This is a genomic window from Dawidia cretensis, assembly GCF_018598175.1.
Taxonomy (GTDB): Bacteria; Bacteroidota; Bacteroidia; order Cytophagales; family Cyclobacteriaceae; genus Ohtaekwangia; species Ohtaekwangia cretensis.
The window spans coordinates 86805-102819 of the sequence record NZ_JAHESE010000003.1; the positions used below are offsets into that span (position 1 = coordinate 86805).

Consider the following 16015-nt stretch of genomic DNA (forward strand, 5'->3'; position numbering starts at 1 on the left):
TTGTAGTGCGAAGAACTAGTTCTGGATAATCTTGTCGTAGATGGTACCCGAAGGGTCGAGCGTCTTGATGATGTCGTACGCCTCGCGGCGCACGGGTAGATTACCCGATGAGAATATGTTTACCAGCTCTTTGTTTTTGGCGTCCAGGAAGCTCACCAGCAGCACGGCCGTGGGATTGATATCGCGCACTTTCTTGATGTCTTTCAGACCTTTGAGTATAACCTCGCGGCTTTTGTCAGGATCTTTGTGAAAGATGTCGAGCGCAAGGCGGTGATACGCATAGTAAGCCTTACGCAGGTCGTTCATCTGCGGGTTGTTGAAGTTTTCGACGATCCAGTAGCGGTTACGGTTGCTGCCCAGGGAATTCCACCCCTCGCGGTTTGATTGCTGCGCGTTGTTCACGACCTGGCGTGCTTGCTGGAAAAACGGTGTACCACCCATCTCGCTAAAGGTGTCGTAGTCAATGCCGATGATGACATACGCGTACATCGCCAGCATGGAGGTGAGGTTGTTGGTAAACGTGTTATCGTTGTATTCCAGCGGCTGCGACTCGATATAGTCAAACTGCCAGTCGCGGTCGGCGAAATTGAATACAAGGGTCGGGTAATTGGAATTATATACCGGTCGTGCCGACTGTACCTGCACCGAGGCTTCAAAGCTGGTCGGCGAGTTCATTTTCGTAATCGTGATGAGGATATTGCAGGCGATTTTCTCGTAGTTCTTGTATGTATCATTCGTCCACTTGCGGGTGTTCATAAACTGTTCGACAGCTTTTTTCATGTCGGCGAAGACCGTACGGTCATTGCTTTGTGCACCGGTGGCGTTGATGGAGACAGTGCAGGCCAGTTCCTGGCCTTGTGCAACAACGGCCCAAAGGATACAACCCGCCAGGAGTACTTTCTTAATCATGCAGCTTTTCAATAATGGCGTTGACAATGTCCAGCGCTACATCCTTCTTATCTTTAAGTTCGAACGTCCGCACTCCGTGTTTATGATCGAGAATGGTGACTTTGTTCGTGTCGTGTCCGAAGCCGGCGCCTTTGTCGTTGAGTGAATTTAACACAATGAGGTCAAAATTCTTGGCGGTGAGCTTTTTCAAGGCGTTTTGCTGCTCGTTTTCTGTTTCGAGTGCAAAGCCCGCCATGATTTGCCCGGGGCGTTTTACCTGTCCCAGCGACGCTGCAATATCGCGTGTTTTGGTCAGGGCCAGGGTGAGGTTTCCGTCGGCCTTCTTGATTTTCTGTTCAGCCTTCTCTATGGGCCGGTAGTCGGCTACGGCGGCGGCCAGTACGGCAATGTCGCTTTCGGCGAAAAGCGCAGCGCTGGCGTTATACATGTCTTCGGCCGATACGACGGGAATTACTTTGATGTTGGGATGTTGCGCGCGTTGCTGCGTCGGACCGCTCACCAGGTTTACGTGGGCACCTTCGCGCGCAAAAACTTCGGCCAGTGAGAAGCCCATTTTCCCTGTGGAATGGTTGCTGATAAATCGCACCGGGTCAAGCGCCTCTTGCGTGGGGCCTGCTGTGATCAGCACGGATTTGCCGTAAAGTCGGCCTGAGGCCTGAAAGAACTTTTGCAGCGCAGCGAGAATCTCTTCGGGCTCGGCCATGCGTCCGTGGCCGGTAAGACCGCTGGCCAATTCGCCATAACCAGGCGCGAGTATGGTGTTGCCGTAGGTGTGAAGCGTTGAGAGATTGCCTTGTGTAGCGGGGTGTTGCAGCATGTCAAGGTCCATGGCGGGTGCCAGGAAGACTGGACAGCGCGCGGAGAGGTATACGGCCAGCAGCAGGTTGTCGCAGAGGCCGTGGGCCATTTTGGCTACGGTGTTGGCGCTGGCGGGAGCAATGATCAAGGCGTCTGCCCACAGACCGAGGTCGACGTGGTTGTTCCACTGACCGGTCTCGTCGCGAACAAAGTCCGTGAGAACGGCATTTTTTGAGAGTGTTGAGAGCGTAAGGGGCGTAATGAAATCGGCGGCGGCGGGGGTCATGACGACCTTTACCGTTGCGCCGGCCTTCACCAGCAGGCGTGTGAGCATCGCCGATTTATAGGCGGCGATGCTCCCGCTGACGCCGAGTACGATTTTTTTGCCTTGCATGCGCCGGATCTCGTTACAGGTTGACCGTTATTCGTTAACGGCTGCAATTGTATTACAATCAACAGATAACGATTAACGGCTCGCGCTTAGTCTTGTTTGAAGTCAGTTTCAATGCCACGACGACGGAAGCTCAGGTCGCCATCGAGGAACTCGTCGGTAGCGATGTTGGTCGGCTTCGGCATGCGCTCGTAGAACTTCGAGATTTCGATTTGCTCGCGGTTTTCGAATACTTCCTCGAGGTTGTCTACGGTCGTCGCGAACTCAGCAAGTTTGTTGTTGAGCTCTTCTTTCATGTTTATGGCGATCTGACGGGCACGTTTCGAAATCACTACTACTGACTCGTACAAGTTGCCTGTCGTAGCAGCGATCTTTTCTACGTCGCGGGTAATGATGGATGATTGAACTGCCATAGTATTATGTATTTGTGTTTTTGAATTTGCTAAGTTTTTCCAGACTGTCGGTGTAGAACTTTTCAGCCTCGCGCAGGTATTTGCCCTCGGGATACTTGTCGATATATTCCTTGTAGTGATCGACTACAGCCTTGTACCGTTCTGCCTGTTTGGAGTAAATGCTTTGCTGTGCCAGCTTGTACTCGGCCGAAACGACCAGGAATGAAGCCTGCTCCAGGTAGTGCGAATCGGGAAAGTTGTTTTTAAAGTTATTCAGGGCCACAATCGCCGCTTTATAGCTGCGCATGCGGTAGTACTGGTACGCGTTGTTGAAGCCTTTGGTTTCCAGCTTGGCTTGCGTGGTGAAAATTACCTCTACGGCCTTTTCACGAAAGGTGCTGTTAGGATACCGGTTCAAAAACTCCTGCATGGCGGCCATGGAATTGATGGAGTTGGTCTGATCCAGGTTTGCGTCGGGCGAGGAGGCGTATTGCGAATAGGCATACATGTAGCGCGCTTCTTCGGCCAGGGTGCTTCGCCCGTAGGTTTCATAGAAGGTTTTAAACTGCTCGGAAGCCAGGAGGTACAGTTTGTCATAGAACTGGCAGTACGCCAGGTAAAACTGCACTTTCTCGCCTTCGGGTAAGCCTCGTACTACGGGCAGGATCTGTTCGTACAGCACGGAGGCCCTGTAATACTCCTTCTTATCGTAATAAACCATGGCGGCCTCGTACTTTACCCGCCAATCCGGGCTTTTTTCAATTTTCCGGAACTTGCTGCATGCCGCAACGGCCAGAAGAATGACGAGAAAGTATGAAGCTACTGATAGTTTTCGCATAAGCCCGCAAATATAATACAAGTGAAGAGAACAGAAAAACGCCTTTTCCGCTCGTTTTAAGATGTGGGAAACGTAAAAAAAGTTGTGTTTGGGATGGTTTGTCTAAGGCTTATGGATACAGTAAGTATGCCTTTAATACGGTTTTAGTATGGCTTTGATACGGGTATGATACGGGTTATGATACGGGTTATGATACGGGTTATGATACGGGTTATGATACGGGTAATCCCGGCCTTTAGCTGAAAATGACCCTTGTCTGGGCATGGACTAGTTACTTCTTAACGATCAGTTTGCGGGTCATAACGCTCTCATTTTCGAGGTAGAGCGTGATGAAGTAGATGCCGGCACTCAGCTCATCGGTGCGTAACCGCACCCGATTTTCTGCGCTGGAGAGCGGATAGAGGCCAACAGGGTTGCCCAACAGGTTGTGCATGATGATCTTGGCTTTTACCTGCTCGCTCAGCATGCTGTAGTCGATGTAGGCGTTGTTGTCGGTAACAGGGTTGGGATAAACGTCGTGGATGGTAATAAAACGGGATGAATACAGGTCTTGTTTCTCGGGTTTTTCGTCTACGGCGAAGTTGACGCGGAATTCGACAGTATGGCTAGGGTTGGAACGGCTGAAGGCCAGGTAATGCACGGAGCTGATGCCGGGCACGAGTCCTGCTTCTAACGCAACCTGCAGGCTACTAAGCGTTTGTCCAGGGTCAACCTTGATAATGTAATCTTCGACTTTTTGTTCCAGGCAGTTTTCGCCGACGCAGAAGAAGTTTTTCTGTGTGCTGCCAATCTGGCTATCGATCTTTCTGATAATCAGCGTAATGGACTTGTCAGAAGTGTTCTTAAAACGGATGGGGGCTTTGATCGTTTCGCCGATGAGGCCGCGATACGTGTCTTGCAGGGCGACAACCTCGAAGCTCTGACCGGAGGCAAACCGGAAAAGCAGCGCACAGATCGTCAGCAATAGAAATTTTCTCATAGGCCCCGCATCGTCTACAAAAGTTAAACATTATACGGGAATCTCATACTAGCTGGACAACTTTTTCGTTGGGCTTTGCGTAATTTTAAATTACAAACGTTTTCGGTCTTCGGTTATCGCAGTGGTATCGCTTTTGGCGCGAGGCCTTACCAGTCCTTTTTTGTCTATGCTTGACTCGGGTAACGGTTTAACCATGCCTCCACCCACAGTCTTTTTGTCTGTTATTGTAGTGGTGTCGCCTGCGCGGGGGGTCACCAATTCTTTTTTGTGAACGCTTGCCGCCTTGTTGCTACTGATTGATGGGACCTGTGGTTTTACAACGTCTTCGCGGGCAGGCTTCTCCTTGCCGCGCCACTCAAAGCCTTTGAGCTTCGTGTCTTCAATCTTGAGCTCGTGCGGCGGAATAACACTGGCCTCGGGCTTTTTGTAAAAAGTAAGATTATTCACTTTACCTTGCTTGAAGCGGATCATGATGTTACTGCATATGATCTTGTTCATGCCCGAGGAAAGGTTGGTCTTCTCGTCCAGCAAGAAATAAAGGCTCTCACCGTTACCTTCTACGTACACGTGACTGATCTTCTGGTCACGGAAGTAAGTGGTCATGAGCCGTCCTTTGATCTGGTTGTAGTTCACCAACGTATCGCGCGAGATCACAAAGGAGTTCGCCACCATATGGATGCGGTCGATGGTGTTATTCTTCATCACTGCGCGAATGGAGTCTGCGGTCATTTGATTGCCTTCAGACCAGAGTACAGGCTTCTTATAAAAGTAGATGGTGGAATCGATGGCGCGATATTCAACGGAGTCGGCTACGCCCTGCATGTCGCGTTTATAAATCTTGACGTTTTTGTATGCCAGCAATCTTTTCTTAGCGGGGTCGGGGCTATCGATCGATACCAACGTATCGGCAGACATGAAGAGGGTGTCGCCGTTGTCGGCCACCTTGGCGAGGTAGGCGTTGTTATAGACTTTGGCAATACCTTTGGTTCGGTAATAATCGGCGGCCTGTCCGTAGATGATAAGACTTTCTTTTTTATAGGTCATCACCACATTGCGCCGGAAAAGGTAACGTTTATGAAAATCGTCCAGCTTGTAGTCTTCGGCGTCGAGGGTATAGTCTTGTGTTTCGGCTTGACCGAGCTTGAGGTCTGAGCGTTTGGTGGTGGTTTCGTAAAAGCCACTTTCATACACAATGGTGCTGCTGTCACTGCGTACTACATTGGTGGGGCTTACGAAATAAATGGTCTTGCTTCGCGAATTATACTGAAGGCTGTCGGCCGTCATGGTATAATCCGGGTTTTTTACGTCTACATTCTTTTTGAATGATGCGAGGTTGTTGGATACGTTGTAATACCCGCGTACGCTGGTAAGCGTGTTGACACTATCGACCAGGCGGCCGCCGGTTTTGTAGTAGGCGAGATTCCGGTTGCGGTCGAAGTCGAGGTACTCGGTGTATAGCGTGGCGGTTGCCAGCTTGGTAAAGACAACGTTGTTGCGCAGGCGTGCGAGCTTGGTGTTGCCATCGTATTCCAGCTTGCGGCCGGTGATGGTAACGGAGTCACCTTCCAGGATGCGCACGCGGCCAAAGGCCTCTACGTAGTTTCGTTTTTTGAAGAAATAGGCGGAGTCGCAATAGATAGTGGTTTTGTTCTGGGTCATGATAACATTGCCCAGCAGGCGGTCAAAACGTTCGTCGCCCAGGCGGCCGCCACGCAGTTTGTCGGCCTGTTTGAGGTGAACGCGCTTTTGGGCCAGCAACGGGCTGCCCGCCAGCAGAAATCCTGCTAACAGCAACCAGACGATCCGGGATCCCCGGCGGGCGATGCTTTCCGAGTTTTTCATGATGCAAGCTACAAATGATCTGTCATATGGGCACGAATAACTATAATCGTACCTTTGAAGTCCATGCTAGAGCAATTTCTGAACCATATTCGTGAACACCACTTGTGCGGCCCGACCGATCGCATTTTACTGGCCGTAAGTGGGGGAATTGACTCCGTTGTGATGCTGCGGCTTTTCCACGAGGCGGGTCAGCCGGTTGCCGTGGCCCATTGTAATTTTCAGCTGCGGGGGGAGGCCTCTGACGGCGACCAGCAATTTGTGGAGATTCTCTGCCGCGACTTGGGCATACCGTGTTTTTTAAAGCGTATGGATACGGCTGCCTATGCCGAAACTGAGGGGTTGTCGATACAGCTCGCCGCGCGGGCATTGCGATATGCCTGGTTTGAGGAGGTAAGAGTGCGCGAGGGCTTTGACCGCATTGCTACGGCACATCATTTAAACGATGCCCTGGAAACAGTTCTGCTGAATTGGACACGCAGTGCGAACCCCGACGGCCTGGCGGGTATACCTGTGCAGCAGGGTGCCATCATTCGGCCGCTGTTGTTTGCTACCCGCGCCGCAGTAGAAGCATACGCTGCGTTCAAAGATTTTGCCTGGCGCGAAGATGCCAGCAATCAGACCGATGATTATGCGCGCAATTTTATACGACATCAGGTCGTGCCGCGCTTGAAGGAATTAAATCCGTCGCTGGAGCAAACCGTGTCGCGCGGCCTAGCAAGTATGGAAGGAGTCTTATCGCTTGCGGTCGCAGGTCTCGAACATTGGAAGGCCGTGTATACCACTGCGACGGGAAACCGCATCGCTATACGCAAAGATTTCGCGGCAGCGCCACACGCGGCGGCTATCCTGGCGCGTTACCTGCGTCCTTTTGGCTTTCACTATAGTCAGTGTGAGGGTATGACAAACGCTTTGGCTGGGCAGCCTGGTAAGCAGTTCCTGGCAGAAGCCTATACCGTCATGATCGATCGCGAAGCGCTGATCCTGACACCGCGCAGGGTAGATTGGGAAGCGGTAACATTGGCGACGGAGCACCAGCACGTGGTGTTGGGCGATTGGACGCTCGCGGTAGAAAGGAATGAGGCAGGTCAGCCGTTGATGGGTGGTGCGTGGCACGCTACGGTGGACGCCGATCGCATAACCTTTCCTATTACCTGGCGCCGATGGCGTGCCGGCGATGTATTTTACCCGTTAGGCATGAGTCATGGTAAAAAGATCAGCGACTTCCTGATTGACCGCAAGGTGGCTCGTGCGGACAAGGCTGCTGTGACCGTATTGGAGGCCGGGGAACGGATTTTTTGGGTGGTGGGGCATCGTCTGGACGACCGGTTTAAAGTTACTGCGGCGACCAAACAGGTGCTGACGTTTACAATCCGCGCGCACATTTTATAGAATAACTTTTTCTTTTGGCGCATGGAGTGATAAATTCGCCCCCGGTTTATTTGGAGCATTATCCCTGCCTTTATCCCGAAACGTGCTGATTTTCAAAGCGATATTGGTTCATCTGTCCCCGTTTAACACCCGGATCAGCAGCGTATTTTTCATCGATTTTCCAACACTAAAATTTATATCCATATGAAAGTAACAGTAGTAGGCGCTGGCAATGTGGGCGCTACGTGTGCCGATGTGCTGGCCTACCGCGAGGTGGCTAACGAGATCGTGCTGGTCGATATCAAGGAAGGTTTTGCCGAAGGCAAGGCCCTGGATATCTGGCAGAAAGCTCCGATCGACCTCTATGACAGCCGCACGATCGGCGCCACCAACGATTATTCGAAATCGGCTGGCTCAGACGTGGTGGTGATCACTTCCGGTCTGCCCCGCAAACCGGGCATGAGCCGCGACGACCTTATCGGTACAAACGCCGGCATCGTGAAGTCGGTGACAGAAAATGTCGTGAAGCATTCACCCAATGCCATCATTATCGTGGTCAGCAACCCGCTGGACGTAATGACTTACCAGGCACACCTCACCTCTAAATTTCCCCGCACACGTGTAATCGGCATGGCCGGTATTCTGGATACAGCGCGTTACCGCGCCTTCCTGGCAGAAGCCCTGAACGTATCGCCGAAAGATATCCAGGCGATTCTGATGGGTGGCCACGGTGATACGATGGTACCGCTGCCTCGCTACACTACTGTAGCAGGTATTCCGGTTACTGAATTGATCGACAAAGACAAGCTGAATGCCATTCTGGAACGCACGAAAGTGGGCGGTGGTGAGCTTGTGAAGCTGATGGGTACTTCTGCCTGGTATGCACCCGGCTCGGCCGCAGCGCAAATGGTAGAAGCGATCGTAAAAGATCAGCGCCGTGTGTTCCCGGCTTGTATCAAGCTGGAAGGCGAGTATGGCATTAACGACTGCTATCTCGGCGTACCGGTTATCCTCGGTAAGAATGGTGTTGAGAAAGTTATCGAGCTCGACCTGAACTCTGAAGAAAAAGCACTGCTCGAAGCCAGCCGCAAGGCGGTAAAAGAAGTGATGGACGTGCTGCAAAAGCTCGGCTAATGCTTAGCAAGCCCTAAAATAAAGGCCGCTCCCTGGTATGAGAGCGGCCTCTTTGTTTGCCACTAGTTTAATTGCGAGTGTTGTAGGTGGTAACTAAAAATCCTTTGTCCGCTGGGTTAGGGCCGTTGGTAATCTCATATCTCACTTGAAGCTCCGTTGCGGAAAGTGAAAGGACTTCCTGGTCAATAGTAACGATTGGCCACACCATGGAGAGAACTTTGTTGTCGTTTTTCCAAGACCAAGTGCCTTCGCCATCAAGGTCGGCGCCGCTGTTGTCGCCGCACTGTATATTTCCGGAGCTTGACATGAAGATTCCTTTTTCTTCAAAAAATAAGTAGTCGTCTTTTTGACAGTCACGCAGCCACGAGGTAGTCACATCGATTACTTTGCCTTCGTCTTCTTCTTCATACCGGGTGGGGTACCATTGCTTACCAACCAGCAGATCGGTTTTGTTGGCATCATTATGATCATCATCATTATCGCTGCAGGATGTTGTAAATGTCATTATCGAAAAAAGCAGCAACACCGCAAATAGGCGTAGGTAAGATTTTTGCATAAATAGCATGGTATCAATTAATAGAGCAAAAATGTACATCTGGATCAATATATTTTTGCTCTATTGTCAATCCGATTGGGTCATGTAATAAAATTAATCATTATGCTTCGGCCTTCACTCGCGGATGCTCGCGCAGGCTCCAGCCGAGGCTGCCAAGGAGTACCAATACAGTGAGCCAGGTGGAGGCCATCATCACTTTGTTGCCAACTCTATACGGAGCAGGCTCGTAGCGGAATTCAATGGTGTGATCACCCGCCGGCACAGCCAGTGCGCGCAATACATAGTTCACTTGCAGAATGGTTGTCTCCTGGCCATCGATAAAGGCACGCCAGCCTTTGGGATAGTATATTTCTGAGAATACCGCCAACCCGTTTTGCGCCGAGTGACTTTGATATTTAAGGTAGGGAGGCTTGTGGGTGACGATCGAAATGGTGGCGGCACTGTCGTATCCAAACTCGGGCACTGTCACGGCGGCGGTGTTGACCACGGCGGTCGTTTTTGTGTCGGTGTCGCACAGTGTCGCCAGCTCTTCGGCAGGTGAGTTGGTCTTCTTTACATCGCGTACAAACCATGCGGGGCCATTGGTCTGTTCGTTTGGAATGATCTGGTTGGCCTGCTGTCCATACACCATGTATTTTATGTTCAACATGTTGATGACACCATACGGCTGAAAGTTTAAGTCGCCGGCCCGGATACCTTGTATCAATGCGACGGTTTGCTGCGATAAGCAGGAATCGTACAAGTCCTGGTAGCGGCGCAGCTTGGCGCCGTGGTAGCCGCCCACAGAGTAATGATAAAGCGCGGTACGCGCTTCGCTGGTAAACGCACCCGGCTGAATGTTGTACACGCGGTAGTACGAAGTGTCACGCCGGATGGCCTGGTCGGCAGGCGTCATTTCGGGGGCCGTAGTTTCACGTTTGCGCACGTAGTTGTCTTTCGTAAAGTAACGACGGTCTACGAGGCTTACGTCAAACACAATCATGATGGCTACAAAAGCATAGAATGCGGCCGGTACTTTTTTCCACACGGCAAAGTATAGCATGATAAAGAGTGCGGCAATAAACGCGAGTGACCGGAATGCATCGCTTCGGAACAGGCTCTTGCGGTCATCGATCAATGCGCCGGTAAACCACGACGGCAGTTGTTCTTCGCCTGCACGGGTAAAGCTGAACGCACCGGCAAAGAGCAGCAACAGCAGGCACAGCCCCCCCGTGGCGCCAAAGGCGATGAGCAATTTCTTTTTCGCGACTTTGTCCAGTCCTGTTTCCAGCAGCTTTTCAACGCCAAGCACACCCAACAGGGGCAGTGTAAAGAGTGTGATGGTCAGCGCGAAGGTGACGGACCTGAATTTGTTAAAGCCCGGCACGTGGTCGAACAAGAAGTAATTGAACGCGCCAAAGCTGCTACCCCAGCTGAGCATAATGCCGAGGATGGCGGTGGGCACGAGCCACCAGATGTATTTACGATCGGCAAAGGCCAGGCCGACGGCAAACAAAAAGATGATGGTGGCGCCCGCGTAGTATGGAACAGTATAAGATTGCGGTCCCCAGTAGCCGGACGTGAAGTTGGCCAGTTGGTTGGCGGCTTGCTCGTCGCCCGAGCGGGCCAGGGCCTGGTATACTTCGCTTTTGCGATCACTCACTAAATAATTGGCGGCGCTACCGCCGTAGAAGTTGGGCATCAGCATCATAAACGGCTCCCAGATGCCATTGCTGGCGTCGAAGGCGTATTCACGCGTAAGACCGGAAGCACCTTGCGACGACGGCGCTGCCAGGTCGGACTTACCACGGATGGAGTATGTGCTTTGTTCGGTCACACCCCACAGTTGCCCGATAAAAGTACCGGCGGCAATAACAGCTGCAAGGATCAACAGCGACGTAGCGGTCAGAAAACCGGCGATCCTTTTTTCACGCAACGCGAAGATGAACTGTACGACCCCGTAGAGCAGTACAATGAGCATGAGGTAAAAGGTTACTTGCAAGTGATTCTCCTTCAGTTCCAGAGCGATTGCAGCGGTGGAGAGGCCAAAACCCAGCAACCGTCGACCGGAGTAGGCCAGGTGTATACCCGCGATGACCAGGGGCATAAACGCGATGGCGCCGATACGGCCGTTGTGGCCGGCGGCAAGCCCGACGATCATATACGATGAAAGCCCAAACGCAAGGGCCGCTCCGATGGCGAGATAAGGCCGTACGCGGAAGGCCAGCAGCATGATATAATAGGAGATGAACGCGATGAAGATGTTGGCGTAGGGGTGGGCCAGTCCAAGAGACAGTGCCTTCTTCAGAACGGTAATGGGATAGTTGCTCCAATGCACGTTAACGAGGTATGCGGGCATGCCGCTAAACATATTGTCGGCCCACAGCCCCTCCTGGCCGGTGGCTTCGCGGTAGTCGCGCAAGGTCTTGGATGAGCCCTCCCATTGCTGGATGTCGTATTGCGACAGCACCTTGTTGTCGAAGAAAAATGGGCTGAAGAATACGACGGTAACCAATAGGAACGCGGCGATGGCAACGATGTGGGGAAGAACGTGCCGGGCGAAGTTTATTTTTTTCATGCAGGCGGATTATCGGTGCAAAATAGGAAGGATTAGCTAAAAACCCGCGCCTGGCTTGCAGGTTCGTCCATCGGTCGTGGGTACATTAGGGGTTTTCGTTATATTCGCCCGAACGTCAATTATTGATATGGAAGAAACTACTTTGGGAGATCTACTACTGAGAGCGCTTCCGGCTCTTTTTGGAATATTGTTTCAAGTGGCCATGCTGGCCCTGCCGCTTTATTGTATCATCAAACGGCCAACGGCCCCGGCGTACGTGATGCTGGTGGGTGAAGCGGTGGGCATACCCGGCGCGTTTTTCTCAGCGTGGTTCAGCGTGTGGGGTATAAATGCCAATCTGCCGATGGAAGAAATCGCCCGGTATTTTGGTGTTATGGGGGTCATCTCGAACATTGGTGCGCTGATGTTTGCCTGTGGCTTTTTGCTCTTCCTGCACGATGCATTAAGAAAACGAGTGTCTATATAATACCAGTTACCTATGGATGAATATCAACTCTTTTCCCTTCTTCCCCAGTCTATCGGCGTTATTGCCAACCTGCTGATAGTGGGTGCCACGGTGTACGCCATTGCTACCCGGCCGTCGGTCGCTACGGGCCTGATGCTATTCGGTGCATTTGCACGATTGGTGTGTGGCGTGTTCTTCTCTTTTGGAATCTATTTTTTTGATAACGACTATGAACGGTATACAAAGGTGGTGATGCCATTTCAGATCCTGGTATACCTGGGTATTGTTGCCTTTATTGTGGGCTTTTTTGTGTTTGCGTACAAGTTGTTCTCGACTCCGGCAGAAGTGTAATACACCGTATGATCACGACAGAGAAAGTCTTCGTACTCACATTTCCCGGCAACGGAGCAAATAAAGAAAAGCTCTTTGCAGAGCGTCTGCGACTTTTGCCACTGCCGGAAAATACCCCGCTTGAGATAGTGGACGTGCCGCGCGAGATCGATGCCATGACCGCATTGAAAGCCGCTGGTATGAAACTGATGGATGGATATCATCCCGACGAAAAGAGAGATGTGAGTCTGGCTATCGGTCACTGGCGTGTGTGGCAACAGGCGATACAGGAGGGAAGACAATCCATTGTGGTGTTGGAAGAAGATTTTCTACCCACGGGCACACACTATCACATTCTGAATACCGCGGAGACATCGGACTTGTTATACCTCGGCCGGTATGCCAGTGATGGTGACCGCCCAACCGACATCGGGGGGCTCGTACGGCCGGGTTATAGTCAGGGGGCCTATGCTTATCGCCTCAACCAGCGAGGTCTTGAAACGTTAACAGCGTCAGGTTTTGCACAACATGTCATACCCGCAGGGGAATTGTTCAGCGCCCTCAGCGGCCAGCATCCCGACCGTGAGGTAAAAGAAGCGTATACCGGCCGGCTCGACGTACTGGCGCCCATGAAGAACTTTATTTCGTCCGACGGCAACTGGCACGCTTCGTTGCAGGCTGCCGGAGGCTATATTCCGTTGCATCCGCAGCTATACCAGGCCTTTGGCGAACACGAGTCCGCCTGGGTAAAGCGATATGTCAACCCGCAACTGGTGCACCGCGAGTTCGACCTGATCTGCGACGAGCCGATCGACAACGTATATGCCTTTCCATTTTTTACAGCCACGTTCTGCCAGGAGATCATCGAGGAAGCCGAACACTTTGGTGAATGGACTAACTATCGCGAAAAAGACGGTGATCCCATCGATATTAAACTGAGTTCGTTCGGACTGGACGAGGTGTTTAACCACGCGCTGCGCAAATACCTGCATCCGTTGCTGTTTCATAAATATCAGTTACATGGACAAGGCTGGGAGAGCCTCACGTCGCAGAATTTCATTGTACGTTACCTGGCCGAACGCCAGGGGCATCTTGGTCTTCACAACGACGGTAGCTATGTGTCGCTGATCGTGACGCTAAACCTCGACTATGATGGTGGCGGCACATTCTTTCCGAAGTATAAAAAACTGATCAAACCCGAACAGGTGGGTTATGCGTCGGTACATCCAGGCTTATTGGGATATTTACATGGCGCCCGTCCGATAACACGCGGACGCCGTTATATCCTCGCGTCTTTCTTCTTCTTAGGTTCACGTCCTTTTGCCGACGGTACCTACTAGGCAAACACACGCGGGCTACATATGGTCGCGCAAAATGTTGATGCTGGCGAGCAGAATGAGTAATGCCGTGATGCGTTTGATGTAAATCGGATTAAATCGCTGCGCACCCAGACGGGAGCCGATCTGGCCCCCTACGCCAACCGCTAACAACAAAGGCAAGAGGAAACCCATGTGAATATCGGGTATGCCTTTGGAGAATTGCCCAGCCAGGCCGCTGATTGAGTTGACGAGTATAAACAAACTGGCGAGCGCAGAAATACGCCGCGCATCGCCCCATCGCAGTAAATGTAGAATGGGAGAGAGGAAGATCCCCCCCCCGATACTTACCAGCCCGGAGAGAAAACCTATGCTACCTCCCAGCAGAATATTTGTCGGCGTGGTGTTATACTTTCGTTTGGCGGTCGGTATTTCTTCGGGCTGTATCCACAGCAATATGGAGGCAACAAATAGCGTAACACCCAGGATGATAAAAAAGGTATCGTCTTGTAATTTCCACAGGCCGCCAATGTATGCCATAGGAATACTGGCGACAAGAAATGGCCAGACCTCTTTCCATACAATTTGTTTTTCGCGGTAAAAGATCAGTGTGCCCCCAGTGACAACGATGACATTGCAGAGCAATGCTGTGGGACGTATAACCTCGGGTGTCAGCATGAATAGTGGTTGCGCCAGCAGTGCCAGGTAGCTGGAGCCACCGCCGAAGCCGACGGAAGCATAGATGAGCGCAATGAGAAAAAAGGAAGCGGCAAGAAGAAGGTTGCTGTCCATGGTGTTATCTATCCGCCGATGGTCGACATGGATTCATGCGCGGGCAGGTGATTGCTGCGCGATGCTTCGGCTTCAAACCCATCTTTGGGCCGCTGGCGAAATACTTGTAAGAGTTTTTCGGTAATAACGTCGTCACTGTCGCCTGACCGCAGCAACTGCCGGATGTCGAGCACACCTTCATCGTACAAGCAGGTTTTTAACGTGCCTTGTGCTGTAATACGGATGCGATTGCAGGTGCCGCAGAAGGTGCGGCTAAAGGCTGCGATGATGCCCACAGTGCCTTTATGGCCTGGGATGGCGTATTGCGTAGCCGTGGCGTTGGCAGGGTCGGGTATCTTGTGCAGGTCGGGGAAATGCTCTTTCAGGTATGAATGGATGCGCGCGTAGTTCCAATGCAGCGTGGGGTAATGACTGCCTTCGCCGTTAAATGGCATCTCTTCAATAAATCGTACTTCCACGGCCTGTTGTCGCGTAAGCTCGACCAGGGGAAGTATGTCTTCAATGTTTTTTCCTTCCATGACCACGGCATTGATCTTGGTAGGAATGTCGTGCTTCAGCAGAAGCTCGAGCGTACGCATGACAGGGCCGAACTCGGCGCGCCGGGTGATCAGCTTAAACCGCTCCGCATTCAGTGTATCCAAGCTGAGATTGACCGAGGCAATGCCGAGTCGTTTAAGCTCGGCAACGTGGGGTGCCGTTAGCACACCGTTGGTGGTGATGTGCAGGTCGTTGACACCGGGGGTCTCTACCAGGTTGCGGATCAGGCGCATAAGGTCCATGCGCACGAACGGCTCGCCGCCGGTCAGGCGCACTTTGCTGATGCCAAGTCTCGCCAGCAGGGCGATGGTGCGTTCGATCTCCTCAAACGTTAGTAGCTCCCGTTTGGGCAGGTACTGGATTCCCTCCGCCGGCATGCAGTAAAAGCAACGCAGGTTGCACCGGTCGGTTACAGCGAGCCGTACGTAGGTCAGGGGCCTGTTATGGTTGTCGTAGAGTGTCAGATGTCAAAAGAAAAGCTCAAATTACGAACAAATTTGTGGATACGATCGGTTCCAATAGGGATACTGCTGGAAAACGACCTGGAGCGGTCTAACGGCATAAAAATGAATACAAACATGAAAAAATACACCGTACTGGCCTTTGGCATCGCCAAGGACATTCTGGGGGGGCGGCAGTGCGAGATCGAGCTTCCCGGTAATACCGTGGCGGCGCTTCGTACAGCCCTGGTAGGGCGTTATCCCGCGCTGGCAGGACTGCGGTCGTTAATGATTGCTGTGAATAGTGAATATGCGGAGGACGGGGTGTTGTTGGAGGAACGGGATGAGATTGCTTTGATACCGCCGGTGAGCGGGGGATGAAATGTTATTC

Annotated in this window: 16 protein-coding genes; 6 read left to right on the plus strand and 10 right to left on the minus strand. The window is 52.0% G+C overall.

Features of this window, described 5'->3' with window-relative positions:
* Positions 1-15 precede the first annotated feature (15 nt).
* The 6 genes from porD to KK062_RS05530 form a co-directional block, all read right to left on the minus strand.
* Complete coding sequence (porD, locus tag KK062_RS05505; protein ID WP_254083256.1) at positions 16-909, minus strand: type IX secretion system protein PorD; 894 nt, start codon at positions 907-909, stop codon at positions 16-18.
* Positions 902-2101, minus strand: coding sequence for a bifunctional phosphopantothenoylcysteine decarboxylase/phosphopantothenate--cysteine ligase CoaBC (gene coaBC, locus KK062_RS05510; protein WP_254083257.1), 1200 nt, complete (start codon positions 2099-2101; stop codon positions 902-904). The genes porD and coaBC overlap by 8 nt, the downstream gene beginning before the upstream one ends.
* An 86-nt stretch (positions 2102-2187) precedes the next feature.
* Positions 2188-2511: a DNA-directed RNA polymerase subunit omega gene (locus KK062_RS05515; RefSeq protein WP_254083258.1), complete on the minus strand. Its 324-nt coding sequence runs from the start codon at positions 2509-2511 to the stop codon at positions 2188-2190.
* Between the two features lie 4 nt (positions 2512-2515).
* Entirely contained in the window at positions 2516-3328 is an 813-nt protein-coding gene (locus KK062_RS05520; RefSeq protein WP_254083259.1) for an outer membrane protein assembly factor BamD, read from the minus strand.
* Positions 3329-3599: 271 nt separating this feature from the next.
* Positions 3600-4307 (minus strand): T9SS type A sorting domain-containing protein, encoded by a 708-nt coding sequence (locus KK062_RS05525; protein WP_254083260.1) that lies wholly within the window; start codon positions 4305-4307, stop codon positions 3600-3602.
* Positions 4308-4397: 90 nt separating this feature from the next.
* Positions 4398-6149: an OstA-like protein gene (locus KK062_RS05530; protein ID WP_254083261.1), complete on the minus strand. Its 1752-nt coding sequence runs from the start codon at positions 6147-6149 to the stop codon at positions 4398-4400.
* Between the two features lie 63 nt (positions 6150-6212).
* On the opposite strand from KK062_RS05530, the gene tilS reads away from it, so the two are divergent.
* Positions 6213-7538, plus strand: coding sequence for a tRNA lysidine(34) synthetase TilS (gene tilS, locus KK062_RS05535; protein ID WP_254083262.1), 1326 nt, complete (start codon positions 6213-6215; stop codon positions 7536-7538).
* Between the two features lie 183 nt (positions 7539-7721).
* Positions 7722-8651 (plus strand): malate dehydrogenase, encoded by a 930-nt coding sequence (gene mdh / locus KK062_RS05540; protein ID WP_254083263.1) that lies wholly within the window; start codon positions 7722-7724, stop codon positions 8649-8651.
* 67 nt (positions 8652-8718) lie between these two features.
* Here mdh and KK062_RS05545 read toward each other — a convergent pair whose 3' ends face one another.
* Both KK062_RS05545 and KK062_RS05550 read right to left on the minus strand, forming a co-directional pair.
* Positions 8719-9207, minus strand: coding sequence for a hypothetical protein (locus KK062_RS05545; protein ID WP_254083264.1), 489 nt, complete (start codon positions 9205-9207; stop codon positions 8719-8721).
* Between the two features lie 100 nt (positions 9208-9307).
* Positions 9308-11764, minus strand: coding sequence for a YfhO family protein (locus KK062_RS05550; protein WP_254083265.1), 2457 nt, complete (start codon positions 11762-11764; stop codon positions 9308-9310).
* Between the two features lie 127 nt (positions 11765-11891).
* Here KK062_RS05550 and KK062_RS05555 point away from each other — a divergent pair, with 127 nt between their 5' ends.
* From KK062_RS05555 to KK062_RS05565, 3 genes are read left to right on the plus strand one after another with little or no spacing between them, the layout of a single operon-like run.
* Positions 11892-12230, plus strand: coding sequence for a hypothetical protein (locus KK062_RS05555; protein WP_254083266.1), 339 nt, complete (start codon positions 11892-11894; stop codon positions 12228-12230).
* Positions 12231-12242: 12 nt separating this feature from the next.
* Positions 12243-12560: a hypothetical protein gene (locus tag KK062_RS05560; RefSeq protein ID WP_254083267.1), complete on the plus strand. Its 318-nt coding sequence runs from the start codon at positions 12243-12245 to the stop codon at positions 12558-12560.
* A gap of 8 nt (positions 12561-12568) precedes the next feature.
* Positions 12569-13879, plus strand: a complete 1311-nt coding sequence (locus KK062_RS05565; RefSeq protein ID WP_254083268.1) for a 2OG-Fe(II) oxygenase family protein — start codon at positions 12569-12571, stop codon at positions 13877-13879.
* Positions 13880-13894: 15 nt separating this feature from the next.
* Here the strand turns inward: KK062_RS05565 and KK062_RS05570 are convergent, their stop codons facing one another.
* Positions 13895-14647 carry a sulfite exporter TauE/SafE family protein gene (locus tag KK062_RS05570; protein WP_254083269.1) on the minus strand — a complete coding sequence of 251 codons (753 nt, stop codon included), beginning with the start codon at positions 14645-14647 and terminating at the stop codon, positions 13895-13897.
* 8 nt (positions 14648-14655) lie between these two features.
* Positions 14656-15648, minus strand: a complete 993-nt coding sequence (moaA, locus tag KK062_RS05575) for a GTP 3',8-cyclase MoaA (RefSeq protein ID WP_254083405.1) — start codon at positions 15646-15648, stop codon at positions 14656-14658.
* 114 nt (positions 15649-15762) lie between these two features.
* Here moaA and KK062_RS05580 point away from each other — a divergent pair, with 114 nt between their 5' ends.
* A complete protein-coding gene (locus KK062_RS05580; protein WP_254083270.1) occupies positions 15763-16005 on the plus strand; it encodes a MoaD/ThiS family protein in 243 nt (80 codons plus the stop codon).
* The last annotated feature ends 10 nt before the right edge of the window (positions 16006-16015 follow it).

Coding starts and splice junctions, on each gene's coding strand:
- porD (WP_254083256.1), bottom strand. CDS start 909: ATGATTAAGAAAGTACTCCTGGCGGGTTGTATCCTTTGGGCCGTTGTT.
- coaBC (WP_254083257.1), bottom strand. CDS start 2,101: ATGCAAGGCAAAAAAATCGTACTCGGCGTCAGCGGGAGCATCGCCGCC.
- KK062_RS05515 (WP_254083258.1), bottom strand. CDS start 2,511: ATGGCAGTTCAATCATCCATCATTACCCGCGACGTAGAAAAGATCGCT.
- KK062_RS05520 (WP_254083259.1), bottom strand. CDS start 3,328: ATGCGAAAACTATCAGTAGCTTCATACTTTCTCGTCATTCTTCTGGCC.
- KK062_RS05525 (WP_254083260.1), bottom strand. CDS start 4,307: ATGAGAAAATTTCTATTGCTGACGATCTGTGCGCTGCTTTTCCGGTTT.
- KK062_RS05530 (WP_254083261.1), bottom strand. CDS start 6,149: ATGAAAAACTCGGAAAGCATCGCCCGCCGGGGATCCCGGATCGTCTGG.
- tilS (WP_254083262.1), top strand. CDS start 6,213: ATGCTAGAGCAATTTCTGAACCATATTCGTGAACACCACTTGTGCGGC.
- mdh (WP_254083263.1), top strand. CDS start 7,722: ATGAAAGTAACAGTAGTAGGCGCTGGCAATGTGGGCGCTACGTGTGCC.
- KK062_RS05545 (WP_254083264.1), bottom strand. CDS start 9,207: ATGCAAAAATCTTACCTACGCCTATTTGCGGTGTTGCTGCTTTTTTCG.
- KK062_RS05550 (WP_254083265.1), bottom strand. CDS start 11,764: ATGAAAAAAATAAACTTCGCCCGGCACGTTCTTCCCCACATCGTTGCC.
- KK062_RS05555 (WP_254083266.1), top strand. CDS start 11,892: ATGGAAGAAACTACTTTGGGAGATCTACTACTGAGAGCGCTTCCGGCT.
- KK062_RS05560 (WP_254083267.1), top strand. CDS start 12,243: ATGGATGAATATCAACTCTTTTCCCTTCTTCCCCAGTCTATCGGCGTT.
- KK062_RS05565 (WP_254083268.1), top strand. CDS start 12,569: ATGATCACGACAGAGAAAGTCTTCGTACTCACATTTCCCGGCAACGGA.
- KK062_RS05570 (WP_254083269.1), bottom strand. CDS start 14,647: ATGGACAGCAACCTTCTTCTTGCCGCTTCCTTTTTTCTCATTGCGCTC.
- KK062_RS05580 (WP_254083270.1), top strand. CDS start 15,763: ATGAAAAAATACACCGTACTGGCCTTTGGCATCGCCAAGGACATTCTG.